Origin of the sequence: Psychrobacter sp. UBA3483 (genome assembly GCF_002377905.1) — a bacterium.
Lineage (GTDB): Bacteria > Pseudomonadota > Gammaproteobacteria > Pseudomonadales > Moraxellaceae > Psychrobacter.
This window is the reverse complement of the sequence record NZ_DFQS01000021.1, coordinates 55,927-77,590: the sequence shown is the minus strand read 5'-3', so window position 1 is coordinate 77,590 and position 21,664 is coordinate 55,927. Positions and strand designations below refer to the sequence as shown.

18 protein-coding genes and 1 tRNA gene are annotated in these 21,664 nt (G+C 43.6%); 15 read left to right on the top strand and 4 right to left on the bottom strand.

Annotated elements, in window-relative coordinates:
• The first annotated feature begins 227 nt into the window (after nt 1-227).
• From B2866_RS04225 to B2866_RS04175, 11 genes are all read left to right on the top strand, one after another.
• Entirely contained in the window at nt 228-644 is a 417-nt protein-coding gene (locus B2866_RS04225; protein WP_296190973.1) for a lysozyme inhibitor LprI family protein, read from the top strand.
• A gap of 392 nt (nt 645-1,036) precedes the next feature.
• Nucleotides 1,037-1,468 (top strand): nucleoside-diphosphate kinase, encoded by a 432-nt coding sequence (ndk, locus tag B2866_RS04220; protein ID WP_296190970.1) that lies wholly within the window; start codon nt 1,037-1,039, stop codon nt 1,466-1,468.
• Nucleotides 1,469-1,822: 354 nt separating this feature from the next.
• Nucleotides 1,823-3,064 (top strand): 23S rRNA (adenine(2503)-C(2))-methyltransferase RlmN, encoded by a 1,242-nt coding sequence (gene rlmN / locus B2866_RS04215; RefSeq protein WP_296190969.1) that lies wholly within the window; start codon nt 1,823-1,825, stop codon nt 3,062-3,064.
• Between the two features lie 260 nt (nt 3,065-3,324).
• Nucleotides 3,325-4,260 (top strand): type IV pilus biogenesis/stability protein PilW, encoded by a 936-nt coding sequence (gene pilW / locus B2866_RS04210; protein WP_296190967.1) that lies wholly within the window; start codon nt 3,325-3,327, stop codon nt 4,258-4,260.
• Entirely contained in the window at nt 4,251-5,072 is an 822-nt protein-coding gene (locus B2866_RS04205; RefSeq protein ID WP_409520863.1) for a helix-turn-helix domain-containing protein, read from the top strand. The genes pilW and B2866_RS04205 overlap by 10 nt, the downstream gene beginning before the upstream one ends.
• A 126-nt stretch (nt 5,073-5,198) precedes the next feature.
• A complete protein-coding gene (gene ispG, locus B2866_RS04200; protein WP_296190966.1) occupies nt 5,199-6,314 on the top strand; it encodes a flavodoxin-dependent (E)-4-hydroxy-3-methylbut-2-enyl-diphosphate synthase in 1,116 nt (371 codons plus the stop codon).
• Nucleotides 6,315-6,431: 117 nt separating this feature from the next.
• Nucleotides 6,432-7,718 (top strand): histidine--tRNA ligase, encoded by a 1,287-nt coding sequence (hisS, locus tag B2866_RS04195; protein ID WP_296190964.1) that lies wholly within the window; start codon nt 6,432-6,434, stop codon nt 7,716-7,718.
• Nucleotides 7,719-7,776: 58 nt separating this feature from the next.
• A complete protein-coding gene (locus tag B2866_RS04190; RefSeq protein WP_296190963.1) occupies nt 7,777-8,580 on the top strand; it encodes a YfgM family protein in 804 nt (267 codons plus the stop codon).
• Between the two features lie 243 nt (nt 8,581-8,823).
• Nucleotides 8,824-10,032 (top strand): outer membrane protein assembly factor BamB, encoded by a 1,209-nt coding sequence (bamB, locus tag B2866_RS04185; protein ID WP_296190961.1) that lies wholly within the window; start codon nt 8,824-8,826, stop codon nt 10,030-10,032.
• 472 nt (nt 10,033-10,504) lie between these two features.
• Nucleotides 10,505-11,947, top strand: coding sequence for a ribosome biogenesis GTPase Der (gene der, locus B2866_RS04180; protein WP_193031882.1), 1,443 nt, complete (start codon nt 10,505-10,507; stop codon nt 11,945-11,947).
• Between the two features lie 232 nt (nt 11,948-12,179).
• Complete coding sequence (locus tag B2866_RS04175) at nt 12,180-14,153, top strand: sensor histidine kinase (protein ID WP_296190959.1); 1,974 nt, start codon at nt 12,180-12,182, stop codon at nt 14,151-14,153.
• A 159-nt stretch (nt 14,154-14,312) separates the two neighbouring features.
• On the opposite strand, the gene B2866_RS04170 is transcribed toward B2866_RS04175, so the two are convergent.
• On the bottom strand, nt 14,313-15,479 hold the full coding sequence (locus tag B2866_RS04170; protein WP_296190958.1) for a D-alanyl-D-alanine carboxypeptidase family protein: 1,167 nt from the start codon (nt 15,477-15,479) through the stop codon (nt 14,313-14,315).
• Between the two features lie 522 nt (nt 15,480-16,001).
• Nucleotides 16,002-16,439 carry an MCR_0457 family protein gene (locus B2866_RS04165; protein ID WP_068406636.1) on the bottom strand — a complete coding sequence of 146 codons (438 nt, stop codon included), beginning with the start codon at nt 16,437-16,439 and terminating at the stop codon, nt 16,002-16,004.
• Between the two features lie 488 nt (nt 16,440-16,927).
• Between B2866_RS04165 and surE the strand changes: the two genes are divergently transcribed.
• The 3 genes from surE to B2866_RS04150 all read left to right on the top strand — a co-directional run bounded on the left by surE (nt 16,928) and on the right by B2866_RS04150 (nt 20,223).
• Nucleotides 16,928-17,728, top strand: coding sequence for a 5'/3'-nucleotidase SurE (gene surE / locus B2866_RS04160; RefSeq protein ID WP_296190955.1), 801 nt, complete (start codon nt 16,928-16,930; stop codon nt 17,726-17,728).
• Nucleotides 17,729-17,991: 263 nt separating this feature from the next.
• Entirely contained in the window at nt 17,992-18,795 is an 804-nt protein-coding gene (locus B2866_RS04155; RefSeq protein WP_296190953.1) for a peptidoglycan DD-metalloendopeptidase family protein, read from the top strand.
• A 123-nt stretch (nt 18,796-18,918) separates the two neighbouring features.
• Nucleotides 18,919-20,223, top strand: a complete 1,305-nt coding sequence (locus B2866_RS04150; protein WP_296190951.1) for a lytic murein transglycosylase — start codon at nt 18,919-18,921, stop codon at nt 20,221-20,223.
• 154 nt (nt 20,224-20,377) lie between these two features.
• Here the strand turns inward: B2866_RS04150 and B2866_RS04145 are convergent, their stop codons facing one another.
• Nucleotides 20,378-20,857 (bottom strand): hemerythrin domain-containing protein, encoded by a 480-nt coding sequence (locus B2866_RS04145; RefSeq protein WP_296190949.1) that lies wholly within the window; start codon nt 20,855-20,857, stop codon nt 20,378-20,380.
• A gap of 60 nt (nt 20,858-20,917) precedes the next feature.
• Between B2866_RS04145 and B2866_RS04140 the strand changes: the two genes are divergently transcribed.
• Nucleotides 20,918-21,355 carry a CopD family protein gene (locus B2866_RS04140; RefSeq protein WP_296190948.1) on the top strand — a complete coding sequence of 146 codons (438 nt, stop codon included), beginning with the start codon at nt 20,918-20,920 and terminating at the stop codon, nt 21,353-21,355.
• A 185-nt stretch (nt 21,356-21,540) separates the two neighbouring features.
• Here B2866_RS04140 and B2866_RS04135 read toward each other — a convergent pair.
• A tRNA-Asp gene (locus B2866_RS04135) sits at nt 21,541-21,617 on the bottom strand.
• Nucleotides 21,618-21,664: the final 47 nt, after the last annotated feature.

Below are 21,664 nucleotides of genomic sequence, written 5' to 3'. Positions count from 1 at the left end.
AGCTCGAAAGTCTGCTGAATAAGTCATAATCTTTTTACTTTTCATTTATTGTAAAACTACTGTACCGCTTTTATAAAGGCTCTACTATAATTACATAAAATTAAGACAAGCGCTTTCAAAAAAGATTAAGCTAATAGTAATAGCGACAACAGCATTGTTTTTTTGAATGGTATTTTATGTATTAAAAGGGATTTTTGATTATCAGCAAACCATAAGAGGGACATAACATGAAAACTGATATTATGAAGCAAACTATTATTAAAACCTCATCAGCCATGTTGACGTCGGCAGCTTTTATGTTGCCCATGCTGTCTTGGGGCGCCCAAAATTGTGATAAACCCATCAATGATTTTGACGGTCTTTATTGCTTAACCAAAGTATATCTAGAAGCAGATAAAGAGCTTAATAACTCTTATACCAAGCTAAATAAAGTTTTAAATAGCCAGCAAAAAACCACACTTAAACGTGGGCAACTTGCTTGGATGCGTGACCGAAATGATCAATGTAGCTATCATGATGACGATGGTTTCTATGTCAATATGGACTGCGCTACCCGTATTACTACCAAACGGGTCAATTTCTTAAATGATCGTGTGCGTGAATGTAATGCTGGCAGCTGTCGAGATAGTCGTTTAGGAGAGTAATTGGCTAAACGTATGCTTATAAAAGCGATTGTAATGGTATTTGTATTGCCTTTATATCAGTAAACTTTAAATATATCAGTAAGCTTTAAAATGGTGCTTTTCTAAAGCATAGCAATTTTAAAGCTTTTTTAAACCTTAATTTTCTGAGCGGATAGCGTAATTAACGCTATCATTTACAGGCTCAATCATTATAATAGGCAACAATCCTGTGTTGGTGTCTAATGTTGTTTGAATTCATATTTTCATATTGATAAGTCATGAATCATTTCAATAAATCCAAGTCAACATAGTGGCCTGAGATAAAATGAGTGGTTCGTGATAAAACGACCTCTTTACTATTTCATTTCTTATTTTAGTGTAATTTTTTAACCATCATCCATTAGGAGCTTTTCATGGCTAACGAACGTACTTTATCTATCATCAAACCTGACGCAGTAGCTGGCAACCACATCGGCGCTATCTACGACCGTTTTGAAAAAGCGGGTCTAAAAATTGTTGCCGCTAAAATGCTACAACTTGATGATGAAAAAGCAGGCGGTTTTTACGCTGAGCACGCTGAGCGTCCATTTTATAGCGACCTAAAATCTTTCATGATGTCAGGTCCAGTATTGGTATCAGTGCTAGAAGGCGAAAACGCAATCGCTAAGCACCGTGAAATCATGGGTGCAACTAACCCAAAAGACGCTGCTGAAGGCACTATCCGTGCTGACTTCGCTAGCAGCATCGATGAAAACGCCGTTCATGGTTCAGATTCAGCAGAATCAGCAGCCCGTGAAATCAGCTACTTCTTCAATGAAGATGAAGTTTGTGCACGTACGCGTTAATAGCAGCAGTTATTGATAATCGCTTTGATGCTGGTTATCGATAATTAGTGTAGCAAGACGGCTTATATCTTTTGGTATAAGCCGTTTTAGCTATAATAGTTTGATTCTATATTGAAATTCTTAAAGATCTGCCTCATTATTAGTTTTACGAGCATTATCAATCCCTTATCAGCATGTTTTCATGATATTTTTATAAAATTTATGTGTTTATAGATATCTTGATAAAAGAAGCGGATAAAAATGCGCTCATAACGGATTGCTTATGCATACATACATCAGATGTATGATTAACTAGCAACGCCCATCTCAATAATTGCAGCGCTTATTTTAGTGGCTGCAAAAAGGTTACCTATTATGTCCACTCTTGAAACTCCTATCCAACATATCCCAGCACAAACTGCTAAAAATCCTGCCAATAGCATCAAGCTTGTCGATGAAGCACAAGCGAAAACCAACTTATTGGGCATGACGCAAGCACAACTGGCCGATTATTTCAAAAGTATTGGCGAAAAGCCGTTTCGTGCGACGCAAGTGATTAAATGGATTTATCAGCATGGGGTGACCGATTTTGAGCAAATGACCAATTTGAGCAAATCCTTGCGTGATAAATTATCCGCCAATGCTTGTGTCACGCCGCCAAAAGTGATTCATCGTCAATATAGCGATGATGGCACGCGTAAGTGGGTGTTTGAAGTCACCGGCGGTTCATTGGTCGAGACGGTATTGATTCCGGCAGATGATAGCAAGCTGAACGGTCGCAAAACCTTATGTATCTCCTCGCAAGTTGGCTGCGCGCTAGACTGTAGTTTTTGCAGTACTGGTAAGCAAGGTTTCGAGCGTGATTTAACCGCTGCCGAAATTATCGGTCAATTATGGGTGGCGAACGCTTCTTATATGAGCGATGACAATGACAGCTTGGAAAACGTTGACCATAGTTTATGGGAAAATAACGTCACCAATGTCGTGATGATGGGTATGGGTGAGCCTTTATTAAATTACAAACCCGTGGTTGGCTCGATGGAGCTGATGCTAAGCGATCATGCTTACGGTTTATCAAAGCGCCGCGTGACGCTATCGACTTCAGGTGTGGTGCCAAAAATGTACCAATTGGCGCAAGATATTGATGTGGCATTGGCGATATCCTTGCATGCGCCAAACGATGAGCTACGTAACGAGCTGGTGCCGATTAATAAAAAATACCCGTTAGATGAGCTGATGGCCGCGGCAAAAAACTATGTTTATGATGTCAATCCGCGTCATAAAAAGCATGTCACGATTGAATATGTCATGCTTGATGGCGTCAATGATAGCAATGAGCACGCTCATCAGCTGGTGGCATTATTAAAAGATTTGCCAAGTAAGATTAACTTGATTCCGTTTAACCCGTTCCCGCATGCGCCGTATGATAAATCGAGCAATAACCGCATTCATGCCTTTAGCGATATTTTAAGCCAAGCGGGTTTTGTGTGTACCATTCGCCAAACGCGCGGTGATGATATCGATGCCGCTTGTGGTCAATTGGTTGGACAAGTCGCTGACAGAACGCGTCGTTCAGCAGCGTGGCAGCAAAGTATTAAAGAACGTGAAAGTATTTAATACCTTTTTATTGTCCAAAGTTAGGAAGTTAGGAAGTTAGGATTAAATATTTGCTGATTGACAAGTGAGTAGGTAAGGTAATGAATTGAATTGCTTAACTGTCGTTTTTATCTCACAACGGTAATAAAATGTAGTTACGAGCATCAATAACAAAGAGCAGCACAATTAATATCAACTAAATTGTACTTATGGGTGCTAAATCCATTAAACTGATGCCTCGATGATCGAACGCATTGACCCACAGTTTTATGATGGCGGCTATGATGACTTTAAAAACTCTTTGTCAGTTCAAATATCAAACCTTACTTTCTCAATCGGCGCAGCAATCAGCTGTCAGTATTGCCTACACGCGCGGCGCAAAAGTTATTTTGTTAACCAGTGCGTTAAGTGCTTTGTTATTAAGTGGTTGTCAAAGTACGACGACCACAGACTTGATTGGTAATGCACCTTATCAAACATCGACGCGACCGAGCGACAATCGTAATTTAGATCAGCAAGAAATTGCTCGCGTTCGCACCTCACTTGCGGCACAATATATCCGCAAAAATGAGCTCGATACCGCCCAGCGTCAACTTGAAAAAGCCTTTGCTGCCGATAGCCGTTATGCGCCCGCCTATGATATGATGGGCATTTTGTTGCAGCAAGAGGGCAGTCGCCTTAATCTTGCAAAAGCCGATCAATACTTTAAAAAAGCCATTATGCTAGATAAAGATTTTGATCAAGCACACAATAATTACGGCGTTTATTTGTCGCAAATGAAGCGCTATAAAGAGGCGGCGGAGCAGTTTGAGATTGCAGGGGCGGCGCTTGGCTACGAAGGCCGGATTGGGGCGTTAGAGAATTTAGGGCGCACCTATCTTCAGCTCAATGATCATCCAGCCGCGGCCAAAGCATTTTTGCGCGCATTAGATGGCAACCGCAACAGTGTGATTGCGCATATTGAACTGGTTGATTTGCTACTCGAGCAGCAGCGTGTGCAGCAGGCTCAAAGGCTTTATGATGAAACCTTACTACTGGTACAAGGGCAGGGCATTAGCCCACGTTTGCTATTACAGGGTATCAAACTTGCAGCGGCACAAAATAACATAGCAACGCGCCAGCAATTGGCTCAGCAGCTTTTATCCGCTTATCCACTAAGCGATGAAGCAAAACAACTTAAGATTTGGCTTAATAATCCAGAGGCACCATGGAAATGACCACCCCATCATCGAACACTCAATCTAACGCTCAGGGATCATTTGGTGCCATGTTGCAGCAAGCCCGCAAAACCAAACAAGTCAGTTTAGAAGAGGCCGCTGCCGAATTATTTATTTTAAAACGTCATTTACAAGCGCTCGAAAATGAGAATTTTGCGGATTTACCACAAGCGGCGTTTGCGCGCGGTTTTGCAATTAACTACGCTAAGTTTTTGGGTTTAGATCCCATAAAAGTAGCGAGCAGCTTTGATGCCGCTTACCCTAATGAGCTAAAAGCGCGCGCCCCTCAAAATATTGAGTCGCCACTACGCCCGATGGGCACCTTGCAGCGCGACACTCACAACCGTATTCGTTTTAATCCCTTGTTAATCATTGCGGTGATTGGCGTTATTATTTTAGCGATTTTCTTATTTCGCATGGTGTCTAACGCCAGTAAAGATAATAATGAGCAGCCAGTAACGACCAGCGAAGACATCTCAGCGCTAGAGCAAGCACAAGGCGCGGCGATTGATACCGATAGTAATGGCGTTGGTGCGTCTGGCTCGGCGCTGAATTTGGGCGGTGAAAGTGTGGCAGCCGCTACGCTAGATGTTAAGCTGACTGATGCTGCTGTTGTGGTGATTACCGATGCCTCGGGTAGCAATTTGATGAATGGCTCGCAAACTGCTGGCGATTATAAGTTATCAGGTACACCGCCTTTTAATGTACAAATAGATAATGTCAAAAATGTCAGCTTACTGCTTAATGAAGAAGCGGTGGCGTTAGACAGTTATGCTACAGGTACTCAGGCCAGCTTTGAGCTTGCACCTTAATATTTAATAGCTATTAAACTTAACAAAACGATTGTTCTTAACAAGCTGTTAGCGTTAAAAAGTAATGTTGGTTTCCAAGTTTCAGTTTTAATTCGTTCCAATTTGTTCCAATGAAAGGGTTTGTCTATGTCAACGTCAGCGCCTATTAACCGTCGTCTTACCAAAAAAATATATGTTGGTGATGTCGCAATCGGCGGCGATGCACCGATTAGTGTGCAAAGTATGACCAATACCGATACTTGTGATGTAGAAGCGACCGTTGCCCAAATCGAGCGCTGCGTCGAAGCGGGTGCGGATTTAATGCGCGTGTCGACACCGACAATGGACACCGTCAAAGCCTTTGCCGAGATTCGTAAGCGCGTCAGCGTACCCCTTATCGCAGACGTACATTTTGATCATAAAATCGCCCTAGCGGTTGCGGCAGCGGGCGCCGATTGTCTGCGTATCAACCCTGGTAATATCGGTAGCGACGCCAAAGTCCGCGAAGTGGTTGCTTGCGCCAAAGATTATAATATTCCGATTCGTATTGGCGTCAACGCAGGCTCATTAGAAAAAGACATTCAGCGTAAATATACCGAGCCAACGGGCGAGGCGATGCTTGAATCAGCGATGCGCCATATCGATATCTTAGAGCGTTTAAACTTTGATCAATACAAAGTCTCGGTAAAAGCCAGTAATGTATTTTTGACTTTAGATGCCTATCGTCTGATTTCTGCGCAGATTGACAATCCGCTGCATTTAGGCGTCACTGAAGCTGGAGTCTATCGTACCGGCGCGGTGAAATCTGCCATTGCCTTAGGCGGTCTGTTATTAGACGGCATCGGCGATACCATTCGTATCTCCTTGGCAGCAGAGCCAGAAGAAGAGATTAAAATCGGCTTTGATATTTTGAAATCGCTTAATATTCGTTCAAACGGTGTTAACTTTATCGCTTGCCCAAGCTGCTCGCGCCAAGAATTTGACGTGATTAAGGTAATGACCGCTTTAGAATCACGTTTAGAAGATATCCGTGAGCCGATGAATTTGTCCGTTATTGGCTGTAAGGTAAATGGCCCAGGCGAAGCAAAAGAAGCGGACATTGGTATTGTCGGTGCCGCACCAAAATCGCTGGTCTACCGTATGGGCGAAAAAAGCCATTTGATTGATACCAATAATTTGGTCGATGAAATCGAAGGCATGGTACGTGCGCATGCCGAAGATTTGGCAAAAAAACGTGAGAATGAAATCATTCGCGTAAAATAAGTCGCCACCTTGATTTATTTTCTGATTAAAATAAAGCGCGATTATTAATAAAAACCGTCATTACCAATAAAAAGTATTAGAGATAGCTTGTTAAACATTTAAGGATGCGACCGTACCATGATTAAAGCAATCAAAGGGTTTAATGATATTTTGCCTGACCAGTCTGCAAAATGGCTGCATTTAGAGTCGATATTGGCAGATGTATTGGGCAGATACGGTTATGAGCATATTCGCCTGCCTATCGTTGAGCAAACCGACTTGTTTGCGCGTGCTATCGGCGGTGCCACTGATATCGTCGAAAAAGAGATGTATAGCTTTACCGATAAGTCTGAGCCGCCAACGCCATTGGCATTGCGCCCAGAAGGCACGGCAGGGGCAGTACGCGCGGTGATTGAGCACAATTTGCTGCGCGGTGATACGCCAAAGCTTTGGTATATCGGCCCGATGTTTCGCTATGAGCGTCCGCAAAAAGGTCGCTACCGTCAGTTTCATCAATTGGGTGTCGAAAGCTTCGGTAGTGCGCTACCGGATGCTGATGCCGAACTGATTGCTATGACGCATCTGATGTGGCAGGAATTGGGTCTAAAAGACGAGATGCGCTTAGAGCTCAACAGTTTGGGCGAGCTTGATGAGCGCCACGCTTACCGTGAAGCATTGGTTGCATATTTAACTGACAAACAAGGGCAGCTAGATGAAGACAGTAAACGCCGCTTGACGACCAATCCATTACGTATTTTAGACAGTAAAGAGGCGAGTACACAAGCGCTATTAGCAGAGGCGCCAAAGCTTGCTGAGTTTTTGGGTGCCGAAAGTAAAGCGCATTTTGAACAAGTGCAAGCGTATCTAACCGCACTTGGGATTGAGTTTGAGATTAATCCGCATTTAGTACGTGGTCTTGATTATTATAATAAAACCGTCTTTGAGTGGGTCACTGATAAGCTTGGTAGCCAAGCGACCGTTTGTGCCGGTGGCCGTTACGATGGTTTGGTTGGTCAGTTAAAATCTATCGGCACCTCTGATGATAAAGCAGTGAAATCTGAGCCAGCCGTTGGTTTCGCCATGGGACTTGAGCGCTTATTGCTGCTTATCGACGCTGTATCACCGATAGCAGAGCTGCCAGCTTGTGATATTTTTGTGGTTGCCCATCCAGAAGTTTATAGTGCGGGTATCAGTTATGCGCAAGCGCTGCGTTATAGCCGTCCTGACCTGCGCGTAAAAATGGCGAGCGCAACCAGCTTAAAAGCGCAAATGAAAAAGGCGGATAAATCGGGCGCGGCGTTGACAGTGATTATCGCCCAGCAGGAGCTCGATGATAATACTATTAGTATTAAAGACATGCAGACGGGTGAGCAAAAAACAGTCGCGCAAGATTGGTTGTCAACTAAAGATAACTTCGTTCGTTAACAAGCGATTGTGGCTTTAGCGTTAAACATTTAATATCAATTTTATCAGGTAAAAATATATGGCTCTGACACCCAATTCGCCAAATGCAGACAATTCAATGCAAGCGTTACAGCAATATGGCAGCTATATTGTCACTGCGATTTTATTGGCGTTAGCAGCCTATTTTGGCTGGACATATTGGCAAAATAATCATGCGCGTGTCGATACGGTGGCCGCCGACCATTATGCCGATATTCAACGTTTAAATGAAGAAGTCAGTCTCGCGTCACAAAACCCAGACTTAGAAGCAGAAGCGCAAGCGTCACTGGCTGAGAGCCGTAAACAGTTAGATAAAGATATTGATGCTCTAGTGAGCACCCATGGTAACTCTGTCTATGCGTGGCAAGCGTTAATGATTAAAGCGCGTCAGCAAGTGGACAGCGATGACTTTAAAGGTGCGGGTGAGACCTTTAAAAAGGCACTGGCAATCGATTTGGGTGATGCAGGTCTACAAGCAATTACCCGTCTGCGCTATGCCAAGACGTTACTAGCGGCTGGTGATGCCGATGCTGCTTTGGCTGAAGCTAATAATGATATGCCAAGCTCGTTTAAAGCAAGCCAGCAAGAGCTATTGGGTGATATTTATCTAGCGCAAAACAATAAAGATGCGGCGGTTAAATCTTACAATAATGCTTGGGAATTGTTACGTAGCCGTCAAGAAACACGTGCAGTATTGGCATTAAAAATGGAAAGCCTCGGGATAGTGCCTGAACCTATTGCACCGCAAGCAGGGCTTATCCAAGAACCTGCTATGCCTGCCCAGCCAGTCGCAGCCGGAGGTGAAAATGGGGCAGACAATAATAAGATAGAAGCTGGTGCATAAGCCAGTTGTTAAAAAGATACCAAAACCAAATATTAAAAAAATAGCAAAAACGCTAATGTGCTAATAAAGAAAAATTGCAACACGATAAAACGTTGTACAAACCCTTTTAAAACTAAGTAGCGCAGTGAGTTAAAAAGGTAGTATCAATCATAAGTGCTTATTTATTATACTTATTATTGTGTGCCACTTACTTACTGCTGGCTAATTTATTCATGATTACTTTATTGGTAGTGAGAACCCATAATGACTCAAGCTATTCGCTCAAACAAAACGATAAACGTTAAGACAATCAAAACGACGGCCATGCATGTCGCCGTCATCGCAGTGATGGCAACTGCAGTCGTTGGGTGTAATCGAGGTATCAAACCAGTCGTTAATGATCCTGTGAAGTTGATACAAATCGCGCAGCCAATTAGCGTGCTGCAGCCGGTTTTTAGTACCGATGTTGGTAGCAAAAAAGCCAGTAGTAAAGATCCTCTTAGTTTGCAGGTAGGCTATGCCAACTCGCAAATCGTGACGGCCTCGCGCGGTGGTGATTTGACAGGCTTTGATAATAAGGGTCAGCGCCTATGGTCAGTCAATGTAGGTAATCAAATTACCGGCGGCGTGGCATTAGACGCCCTTAGTCAGACGGCTATTGTGAGTACGCGTAGCGGTTTGGTGATGGCATTTGATAGTGCCACCGGCGCTAAGCGCTGGCAGCAGCAATTAACCGGCACAGTTTTGACCCCAGCGTTAATCAGCAATAACCGAGTGATTTTATCAGCCAATGATGGTTTCTTGCATGGTTTATCGCTACAAAACGGCCAATCTGTTTGGCAGTTTGCCACCCAAGTACCTGCGATCAGCGTACGCGGTACAGCAGCACCGACACTGTTAGATAATAAAACTGCACTCCTAGCAACGGCAGACGGTCGCTTGCATGCCATTACTATTGATAACGGTCTGCCGCAGTGGTCACGCCGCGTTGGCGTCGGGGCCGGCAGCAGCGAAGTTGAGCGCATGAGCGATGTCGACGGCATGCCAGTTGTAGACAATAATCAGTTATTTGCCATCAGTTATAGCGGTCAGCTGCTTGGTATTGACTTAGCCTCGCGTCAAGTCATGTTCGTCAATGAACTTGCCAGCTTAAAATCACTTGCGGTCAATAATCAGCAAGTTATTGCCACCAGTTTAGATGGCAAAGTGGTTGCTTATAACCGCAATAATGGTGAAGTGTTGTGGGAGAGCGAAGAGTTGGCTTATCGTCACCTCACCAATCCTGTAATGATTGGCAATTATATTGCAGTGGGCGATTTTGACGGCGTGGTGCATTTATTTGACCCGGCAAGCGGTAAAATCGTTAGCCGCGTACAGACCAAAGGCGCTTTGACCAATTTGCAAGTACAAGGCAGTCTATTACTGACGCAAAGTACCGCAGGACAAGTAGCGATTTGGCAGTTAGCACGCTAGATTTTTGTCAGTGACGGCTTATTTAACCGCCTATGTTTTAAAGGCATGTTTTAAAGCAATTTTTTAAAGCAATGGGTTAAAACTAGGCGCAAAATAAGACGTTAAATAAGCAGACTGATATGAGAGTTAAAAAAACGCTGCTTTGTCAGCGTTTCGTGCCTTGTGTAAATTGCTTGTTTAAGTAGTGGCTTTCGCGTACTCTATGCGACCGATAAGTGCTAGGTGTTAATGGTATAAGTCATGACGATTGATTGGTCATGATGCTTAAATGCTTGAGCTATTTATAATTGGGGTAAGACCTTAACCAACACTTATAGCAACTGCTTAACGCAAAAAGCCTAGTGTTATTTGCCATTGTTTTATCTTTACCATTTATTTAAATTCGCGGTCGAAGCGTTATTGTTCTTAGTATAAGCGTAAACGCTGCGTCCGCCATTGTACACATCACTGTGTCTTTCACTGAGAGTAACCCATGAGTATCAAGCCTGTGGTCGCCTTAATTGGCCGTCCAAACGTCGGTAAATCTACCTTATTTAACCAGTTCACTAAAAGTCGGCAGGCATTGGTTGCTGATTTATCAGGTCTGACTCGTGACCGTCAATACGGTGATGCGACTTATGAAGACAAATCCTTTATCGTGGTCGATACCGGCGGTATTGGTGAGGCAGACGATGGCAGCGGCAATATTGATGACTATATGTCTGAGCAGTCGCATACCGCCATTCATGAAGCCGATATTATCGTTTTTGTCGTTGATGCGCGCGCCGGTATGATTGGTGCCGATGCTGAGATTGGTAAGTTTTTGCACACCTTAGGCAAGCCTGTTTATGTCGTCGCCAATAAAGTTGATGGCGTACATGATGCGGCGCCTGCAGAGTTTTATGCATTAGGCTTGGGTGAGCCGTATCCAATGGCGGCCAGTCATGGGCGCGGGGTCGGTAACTTGCTAGAAGTGTTGACCGCTGATATGCCAACGCAAGAAAATGTCGTCGAGCCAAGAGGGCTAAAGCTTGCCATTATCGGTCGTCCAAACGTTGGTAAATCAACGCTGGTCAACCGTTTATTGGGTGAAGACCGCGTGGTGGTGTTTGATATGCCCGGTACCACGCGCGATAGTATTTATATTCCTTATAAACGCGATGGCAAAGATTACGTCTTGATTGATACTGCGGGCGTACGTCGCCGCGGTAAAATCGATGAAAAAGTAGAGAAATTCTCAGTCATTAAAACCTTGCAAGCGATTGAAGATTCTAACGTAACCATCATTGTGATTGATGCGCACGAAGGTATTGTCGACCAAGACTTAAATATGATTGGTTATGCGCTTGATGCGGGGCGCGCATTGGTAGTGGCCATTAACAAATGGGATGGTCTGACTCAAGATCAAAAAGACTATATCAAGATTGAGATGGACCGCCGCTTTAACTTTATCCCTTATGTTAAAGTGCATCAAATTTCAGCATTACACGGTACAGGGGTAGGCAACTTATATCCTTCTATCTTGCGCGCTTATCAATCGTCGATGTTTGAAGTATCAACCAACCGTTTGACGCAGATTTTACAAGATGCGGTCACGGCCAATCCGCCGCCAACGGTTGCTGGTCGCCGTATCAAGCTACGTTTTGCGCATATTGGTGGTCATAATCCGCCGGTAATTGTGATTCATGGTAATCAAACGTCTGCGCTGCCAAAAAGCTATCAGCGCTATCTTGAAAACCAATTCCGTCAAGTCTTTAAGCTTGAAGGCACACCGCTGAATGTTATATTTAAGCAAAATGAAAACCCGTACGCCAATAAAAGTGATACGCCAACCAAAGCAAAAGCGCAGCAATTACGCCAACGTGAACGCAATCGCGCGCAAAAATTTACCACCAAAGATAAGCCCAGATTTACCAATAAAGATAAAAAGCGCTAATCAGATAATATGCTAAGTGTCTTTAATTCTATAGGAAACAAAGACATTCTTAGCGCCGTTTTTCTTTTATTTACTTCTCTGTAATATAAAATGCCATGATGACTATATCAGTCGTCATGGCATTTTTTAATTTAAGACTGTGTTAAGTTACATTAAAATGTCGCATTGCCCTTATCCTACCTATAAAATACCTATACTATAATCACAAGTTGTCTTCACTCAGTTGAGTCATATGAACAACCGCTCCCCAAAAACCTTGCCCATGCTCATTTGGCAATCTATCATGCAGACCATGATTTTGGCTGTATTGGCAGGTTTTTTATTGTCTTTTGTTTATGGTTTGGTGCAGCATTATAAGGAAGAACGTCGGCATACTCAGCAGTTGGCGAACCTTCTGACGCTTAGCGCAGCGAGCGTAGATGGCGATGAGGTAGTCGCTGATCAAGTGCGTTTTTTGTTAGAAAATGAGCAAAACATCGAAAGTATTTTGTTTTATACCACCTCGCAGCCTATTGCTGATAGCAATATGTCAAAAGACGATTGGAAAAATGCTTTATTTGCCAATGCGGTCAGCTTTAATTATCCGGTCGTCGGCGACTATGTTGATGGTACTAGCACACTTTCTATCGGTAGTGATACGCTAAACGGCGAGCAGGAAGGCTTTACGACTTTGACCGCCATCAATGCTAACTCAAACTCAGTGAGTGATCCTGTAAGCGACTCAGTGAGCGAAATGTCGTCTGATACTGCCTTGGTTGGCTATATCAATATTACTTTAAATGTGGCAGCGCTGCGGACAGATTGGGTACAAAGCAATTTATGGCTTTGGTTAATGACAACGTCGTTGGCGATTGTGTGGGCATTGTTCATTTTGCGCAAATTAAACTGGCCATCAAAAGATATCGCTGCGCTAACCGAAGTCTGCGATATCGTGCTAAAAAACCCTGAGCTTGAGCAGCTACCGGCGATTCCGCAGCGCTTTAAATTTGAAGAGTTGGTGCAGATTAAGCAGGCTTTTATTACTTTGTTTAATCGCCTGCAAGCGTCGAAACAAGATTATGCAGCGCTGGCCGTGTTTGAGCAGCAGTTGCATCAAAAAGATTTATCACTTGATGTGCAGCTGCATAACTTTCAGAGCATGATAACCCATGAGCTAAAAACGTCACTAAATGCCATCGTTGGCGGTTTACAGCTATTAGAAGGTGAACCGCTAAACGCTGAGCAAAAAGATGCGGTTGATATTATTCATAACGGCAGTGATAAGTTGGTGTTGGCGCTCAATCAAATTATCCAGCTGAATCAAATTCAAAAGGGACAAATTAGCCTACAAATTAGCCAGTTTAATCCGCTACAATTAATCTCAGACTTATTGGCAGAGTTTGAGCCTATCGCCCAACAAAAAGGGCTGGCTTTAATCAGTCATATTCATCATATCGACTATAGCCTCGAAGGCGATGCCGAAAAAATCCAGCAGATATTGTCGATACTGCTAAGTAATGCCATTAAGTTTACCCCAACAGGGCAAGTGAGCATTACCTCACAGCTGACCCATTTTGACCACAGTAACCGCTGGCAGATACGGATAAAAGATAGCGGTATCGGTATTGACAGCAGCTTTATAGAAGATATTTTCAATCCGTTTTTTCAGGTAGATTCATCGCAGACCCGTCAGTATGAAGGCACAGGTATAGGCTTGCCAGTCGTCAAGCAAATGGCGCAGCTGATGGGTGCTAGTGTGGAGGTAAATAGTACGCTAGGGGTCGGGACAGAGTTTATTGTTACTATGCAGCTATCCAATCAGCGCCAATCGCGCCAGCAGTATTTGCTGTCTGGGCTCGACGTTATGTATTATTACTATCAAGATAGCGGCGCTTTGCTAGAGGAGTTACAGCGACTAGGCGCGCGTGTCACCTGCTATCAACATGAACAGCTGGTCATTGATGATATAAACGATAAAAATTTCGATATGGTGATGTTTGCTGAAGACGTGTTGCCAAGTAGAGCTGAAGGCTTAGCGCGGCGTATTCGCGCTTCTGAGACCAATCATCGTGCTTTGTTGGTGTATTGGTATTCGCAGCAGCAGGCGCTACATTTGGATAGTTTTGAGCACGGATTAAAAGCCGCTGGGGTAGATTACTGTCAGGTAGCGAGCTATGAAGACAAAGCGCTGAGTAATTTACTAAAGAGCTGGCTTGCTTGGTCTTAAATATAACGGTATTCATGAAGCTAAAGATAAAAAAAGACCAATAAAAAAGACGCCCATTAAAGGCGTCTTTTTTTTACTTAACAACTAAATATAGATAAATAACGAATAACGGCGGTTTTATTATGAACAGACTTTGGTACTCGTTATCAAATTAAAGGTTTAAAACAAGTTTTGTGCCCAGCGCGTGAAACGTTGCCAAATACGGCTCATAAAGCCTGATTGCTCGATATCGCTCGTAGCAACGACAGGAACTGAGGCAACCGCTTTACCATCAATCACCGCCATCATTTTGCCAATTTCTTGACCTTTTTTGATAGGGGCTTCTAGGCTTTCAGGAATATCGACCACGGTGGTGATTTTATTCTTTTGGGTTTTGCTGGTCAAAATCTGCAAACTGTCACCGGTTGCCAACTCCACTTCTTTCGCTTCACCAAACCATACGGGTACTTTGCTGACAAACTGGCCAGCGGGCGCTTTAGTGACGGTGGTAAAGTGGCCAAAACCCCAGTTTAACAGCTCACGTGACTGATCGGCGCGCGCTTGTTGACTTTTTGTGCCCATAATGACAGAGATAAGGCGCATATCGTCGCGATTGCTTGATGCCACCAAGCAGTAACCTGCCGCGTCAGTATGACCTGTTTTTAGGCCATCAACCGTCGGGTCGGTAGCCAGTAGGGCGTTACGGTTACCCTGCGTGATACCGTTGTAGGTAAACTCTTTTTCCGAATAAAGACCGTAATAATCGCCACTGTTTTTGATAATAGCACGCGCAAGTTTTGCTAAGTCTAAAGCTGATGCTTCATGACCTTCATCGGGCATACCTGTGGCATTGACGAAATGGGTATTTTTCATGCCGATTTTTTCGGCTTCTTCATTCATCAAGGTCGCAAACGAAGCTTCGCTACCAGCGATGTGTTCGGCCATCGCTTTTGAAGCATCGTTACCTGATTGAATGATGATACCGCGTAGCATATCGATAACGCTGGCGCTTTTATTGACCGGTACATACATGCACGACTGACTGCTACTACCCCGGCACCAAGCATTGGCGCTCATGAGTACTTGCTCATCTTCTTTGAGATCACCTGATGCTAAGCGCTGCTCAATCATGTAGCTGGTCATCATCTTTGTCAAAGACGCCGGCGGCAGTGGTTGATTGGCGTTTTTCTGCGCCAGTACCTCACCCGTGTTATAGTCCATTAATACATAGGCAGTATTGTCCATTTCAGGAGGCTGAATGGCTGCGCCCGCCATCATTGCACTCATAGAAATACTCACGCCCACTACCAGCTGTACAAGCTGTTTTTTCACATGCTTTACTGTCATAGATTGTTACACCGCATCATAAAACCAAATGTATCTATCGCTGCTAGCGCAGGCTAAATCTCAAGTTAATCTAACATAAACGCTTTAAATTTAAGCGTCAGAACAGATTTTTGCTGAAAGCCTTGACGACTGAGCGATGGACATAAAATTAACGCCTTATCTTAGCAAAATGCCGCTCGATGGGGAAATGATAAATAAAATAAAATCACTCCTCATCAAACATGGCTTGCGAGCAAGTTTTTTTGACCATAAAAAAACTTGCTGTAACGTCTGCTAGGAGCGGACGATACAGCAAGCTGATTATGCTATATAAATTTAGTCTTCAACAAACCCAGTATGAGCTTAATTTAAACACTTATTTTAAATATATAAGAGCACTTGTTAAAAGCCAATTATCAAAGGTTTTTGCCTAGCATCTATCACGTTATAATAACCAGATTTTATTGTCGTTAATAGTAAAGGTATTTATTTACATTGACCAGATGCTAGATTTTATCGAATTTATTTTTCTATCGAAACGGATTAATGATATTCAGCATTGGCCAAATCTTCGCACAAGGCTTTGTTCTCTTGTTTTGAGAAGCCCATGGTCCAACTACGAATACCTTGCAAGATTTGACGGTAATCTTGCTGCGTAGACAAGTATTGAATAGCCGCTTTTGGATCCTCTAACGATGGCATCAATTCATGCAGCTGCACGTTATAAGATTTATAAAAGCGCTGTTTTTGTTTGCCAGTTAACATCGGTGGGCAAATCTCTGATAACACATGCATCACCGCAATCTCATGCTTAGTGATGTTAATGCCCGATAAATCTACTGGAATAGTAGTCGACGCATTGGACGCAGCTTGGGTCGCTTGAGACAGCATAGCAATAGACGTTATCAGTCCTGCAAGACCAACTTTTGAGGCGGTCTTTGCTATCACAGAAGCTATAGATAATATCGATTGATTTTTCATTCAGTATTACACTCGCTTATCTTTGTTTGATGGTGCTATGTTAATGGGTAAAAAAATAAAAGTCACATAAAATATTGATTTATGTGTAGATATATTGTGAGCTAAGCCGCCTTTACAGCAACATATCAGCATTATATCGCCCTAAGTTACCTCAACATAAAAGTATCAATTGATCGTGTTGTCCCTTGTTGCCTACTGTAACCCCAACGTTTTACCTTTTGCAAAAGACGCTTGCTGCTACTATTAAAATTATGAATAAAATCAAATAGTAAGTTGAGCTGACGTAAAGTCTGGGTTCGCCTCGCGAGGCGAGTAGGGTATAATCGCCCAAAATCTGAAACGCGACAGCGCTATCTATAATGTTTGTCTTTATTTTTCTTGATTTTGGCAGGCATCATTATAGCGGTTTTACGATAAAGAAGTAGAGAACCTGACGGACGGTCATCAATAATGGTATTAAGCAGAATTGGGCAAAAATGAAAATTTTAATGAGTAATGATGATGGGGTACATGCGCCAGGGCTATTGGCACTTTATCAGGCATTGTCGACCATCGCAGAAGTATTGGTGGTCGCACCAAGTAATGAGCAAAGCGGCTGCGCCAGTGCCTTGAGTATCTCAACGCCATTGTACACCCATAAGTTAGATTCAGGCTTTATGGCGGTCAATGGTTCACCCGCTGACTGCGTTTATTTGGCGCTACATGAACTCTATCGTCATACCGATTTTGACTGTGTGATTACTGGCATCAATTCAGGTGCCAATCTCGGTCAGGACGTATTGTTTTCAGGTACCTTTGGCGCTGCATTGACCGCGCAGCTTTTTGGCATACCAGCGATCGCAACCTCTTTGGTAGGCGGCGGCACAAAAAATGACGAACCGCAGCAGGCCAGTCATTATCAAATGGCGGCCAATGAGATTGTCAAACTCTTGACTGATACACCGATATTGGATGCTTGCAAAAATTTGCCCTATCATGTATTAAACGTTAATATTCCTGATGTTGATAGTGCCGCTGCGATTAAAGGTCGAAAAATAACGGCGCTGAGTCACAGTCAGATTGCGCGTCCCGTGCATCATGTGGTCGATCCACGCGGACGCGATGCATATTGGCTATCGCTACGCAAACGTCAACGGGAATTATTAACAGACAATGCAAATATTGAATCAGCAGAAATAACGATGATGGATGACCAAGCGGTGGCAGCAGGGTATATTAGTCTATCGCCTGTGCGTCTGCATCATACGCCAACCGAAGCCCTTGCGTCACTCTCAGCCTTAGTACTGTAATTAGCCCTGTAATTAGTGCTGTAAATTGACTGATTGCTTTAAGTCCATGATGATATTTGTCAGTGCTTAAATTTGCCAATGCTTAAATTTATTAGTACTAAATTTGCTAGGGCTTAAAATCGCTAAAAGTCATTGATTGACGAATGACTTATTATTAAATAAACAGTCATGGTATCAAATATAGTAAACGTTATAACCGTTAGCAAAATGCTTGTGAGTAACACAAGGAGTTTGTGAGTAACATAAAGAATAGGAAATCTTGTATGAAGAAGCTTATTGCTGGATCGCGCTTAGCAACCCTAGCCTTGATGGGAACATTGACGGCAGCGACCTTGACGATGGTCGGCTGTGCCACCAAGCCCACCTATCAAGGGGCTAATCAGGGACCGAAGATTATCACCAACGGACAAGGCGTGCCCAATTATTATCGTGTGCAGCGCGGTGACACCGTCAGTGAGATCGCCGCGCGCTATCGTCTCAATTATCGCCAAATCGGCGCGATTAATGGTTTAGATAGCAAATATACGATTTATAGTGGTCAATGGCTCAAATTATGGCAAGGCGAGCCTGTAAACGCCAATAATAACAATCGCTATAATGCTCCTGCTCAAACACGTCCACAGCCGAGCTATACGCCGCCTGTGACTAGCAGCCCGAGCTATTCGCAAACGCCTGTTTATGAAGTGACCGCCAACGCAACATCGGGTTATGAGTATCCAAGTCGCAACCAAGTAATTCGTAACTTTGATGCTGCTGCCGGTAATATGGGCATGTGGTTTGCTGGTAATGTCGGCGATCCAGTGCTTGCCAGTCAATCGGGTACCGTACTGTACTCAGGTAACGGTCTGCCTGAGTATGGCAACCTAATTATGATTCGTCATAGCGATAACTATATTACCGCCTATGCGCACAACAGTGCCTTGCTGGTAAAAGAAGGTGAAGCGGTACAGCGCGGTCAGCGTATTGCAAATATGGGTAGCAGCGGCGAGACCAACCAAGTCGGCTTAGAGTTCCAAGTACGCCTAAATGGTAACCCTATTGACCCACGTGCGGTGCTAGGACGTTAACTATTAGAACGTTAAATTTGCTGCAATTTTTTTTAGTGCGGTTAGTCGTGATTACTTGATCGCTATCAATTATTAGCGATCAATGACGATCAGTTGCTTTACTTATTCATATTTGAGAAACTTATGTTATTAAACAAACAATACCTTGCTCTGTTTCCCGCGTTAGTCATGGTCGGCTGTACCAGCCAGCAGGCAATGCAAAAGCCGAGTACCCCTGTACGCCAAGGTAATGTGCAAATTACCCAGACCCAAACCATTCAGGTAAAGCCAACACCTGTACCAGTCGTCAAGCCGCAGCCAGTTGCCAAGCCAAGCTATAACAGTTTTTCCGATTGGAAGTCTGATTTTTCGATGCGCGCCATTGCAGGGGGTCATGACGCTTCCACCGTGCGTCGTTTGCTTGATACGGCTTATTTAAACCAACAAGTTATCTCGCTGGACTCAGGGCAGCCAGAGTTTTCTAAGATGCCTTGGGAATATGTCGATTCTGCCGTAGCAGATGGTCGCGTAAGTACTGGTAAGCGTAAGTTTGCCGAGCAGCGCGCCTTTTTATCGCAGTTAGAATCGCAGTATGGCGTCAATGCAGAAATCATTGCCGCGATTTGGGGGATGGAGTCGTCATACGGTGTGGTAACGGGCAACAGCAGTATTCCAAGCTCGCTTGCTAGCCTTGCTTATGATGGGCGCCGCCAAGAGTTTGCCGAAACCCAGTTATTGTCTCTAGCGACGCTATTACAGCGCGGCGATGTTTCGTGGTCACAGCTCGATGGCTCTTGGGCAGGCGGTATGGGGCAGACGCAGTTTATCCCTGATACCTGGCTGAAACACGGCGTTGATGGTGATGGCAACGGTCATCGTAACCCGTGGTCAACGAGCGATGCTTTGGCCTCTACTGCCAACTATCTGAGTAATTCAGGTTGGGTGCGAGGCCTTGCGCCATTTTATGAAGCGACTGTACCTGCGTCGTTTGATTACTCAGCAGTGGGTACCAAACAACCAGCGGCTAGATGGGCGGCAATGGGCGTGGATACTATCGCTGATGTTTACTTAGATGCCAATACGCAAATGGAGCTATGGCTACCTGCTGGTAAAGATGGTCCAGTCCTATTACTTAGCCCAAACTTTGATGTCATTAAGGTTTATAACAACTCATCAAACTATGCGCTTGGTGTGAGCTTATTGGGTAAAGCGCTTGCAGGACAAAGTGGATTACAAAAATCATGGCCGCGCTATGAGCGTCCGTTATCGACCGCACAAGTGCGTAATTTGCAGCAGCGTTTGACCAGCATGGGTTATGATACTAAAGGCGCTGATGGCATTGTCGGTACCAACACTCGTAAGGTGTTCCAGCGCTGGCAAGCAGACAACGGTCAAACACCAGACGGTTTTATCACTCAGCGTAGTGCGTCTTCATTGGCAGGATGGTGAGACAGAGTAAAATCCCTGTTTTTGGATAACCGTTATTTACAACGATGGTTTTTGGAATAATTATTTGAAATGGAACAAATAGTTCTATTTTACCCCATAAGTTAAATAGCTTATGGGGTAATTCTATATATACAGTACTTAGATAATATTCACTCTATCGACTCTCATCAGGACGCTTAATGCTATCAGGGCTGGCTTCATAAACAGCGTCTAATTCTGCTTCCGTCAGATATTTTTCTACCGTAGGGTATAACTCGCGCTCTTCAAATCGAATATGGTCGTATAATAGGGTGCCAAGCTCATGAACTTGTGCCACGCTGACCTCTTTATTGCCAGATTTTTGTGATTGTTCGACCGTATTTATCAGTTGATGTAATTGCTTATGCTGTCCATCAAGGGTGTCGAGTACTAACGCCACCTCAGATTCAGTAGCGCGGTACGGCTCCAAGGCATTAGCAATTAAATTGTCTTCAATTTGGAAGTGATAGGCCATGTCGTTAATATAGGAGGTGAGATTGTCCCAGTGTTTGGCAATTTCTTCGGGTTCATCTAAGCTTTCTTTGGCATGGCGAGACAAATTAAGCCCAAGATGGTGTTGACGTGATAATGGCTGCAATTGATTGGCGCGTTTCATAATTAAATACCTTAATGCTTCGAGAAATCATGATTGATTCATTATTTGGAGTTATATTTTATGTTCAACTATCTTTTAATTTTGCATTTACTCGGGGCTGCAATTTGGACAGGTGGTCATTTAATACTAGCATTAGTGGTGCTGCCAAAAGTGCTATCTTCACGTAATTTAGACGCATTGTTACAATTTGAGGGGCAGTTTGAAAAGATTGGCATGCCTGCATTGGCCATTCAAATTATTACTGGATTATGGATGGCATATAAGATATTACCTAACATAGAGATGTGGTTTGCCTTTGATAATGACATCAGTGTCTTGATTGGTATAAAGCTGAGCTTGTTATTATTGACGGCATTGGTCGCGATGCATGCGCGTTTTTGGGTAATACCACGCTTAACCGCTAATAATTTGAATGGGTTTGCCATCAATATTATTTTGGTGACATTATTTGCAGTGGCGTTTGTCGTGGTCGGTACGCTGTTCCGTACGGGGTTTTAGTAAAAGAAGGTTTATAAACGAATAAAATGTTTGAGTCATAAAGTAGTAAGCAGTTGTTTCTAGACACAATGATAAATTGTAAGTAGCGAATGAAAATTAACAAGCACAAAAAAACCTCAAGTAAACGAATACTTGAGGTTGAAACTTTGTACTTAATAATGCAATTAAAAACCAAGTTTTAAATATGGCGCAGCGGACGGGACTCGAACCCGCGACCCCCGGCGTGACAGGCCGGTATTCTAACCAACTGAACTACCGCTGCTTAGGTCGTCTTTAGCATTTCGTCTTCTAAAAGACCCACTCGCTAAA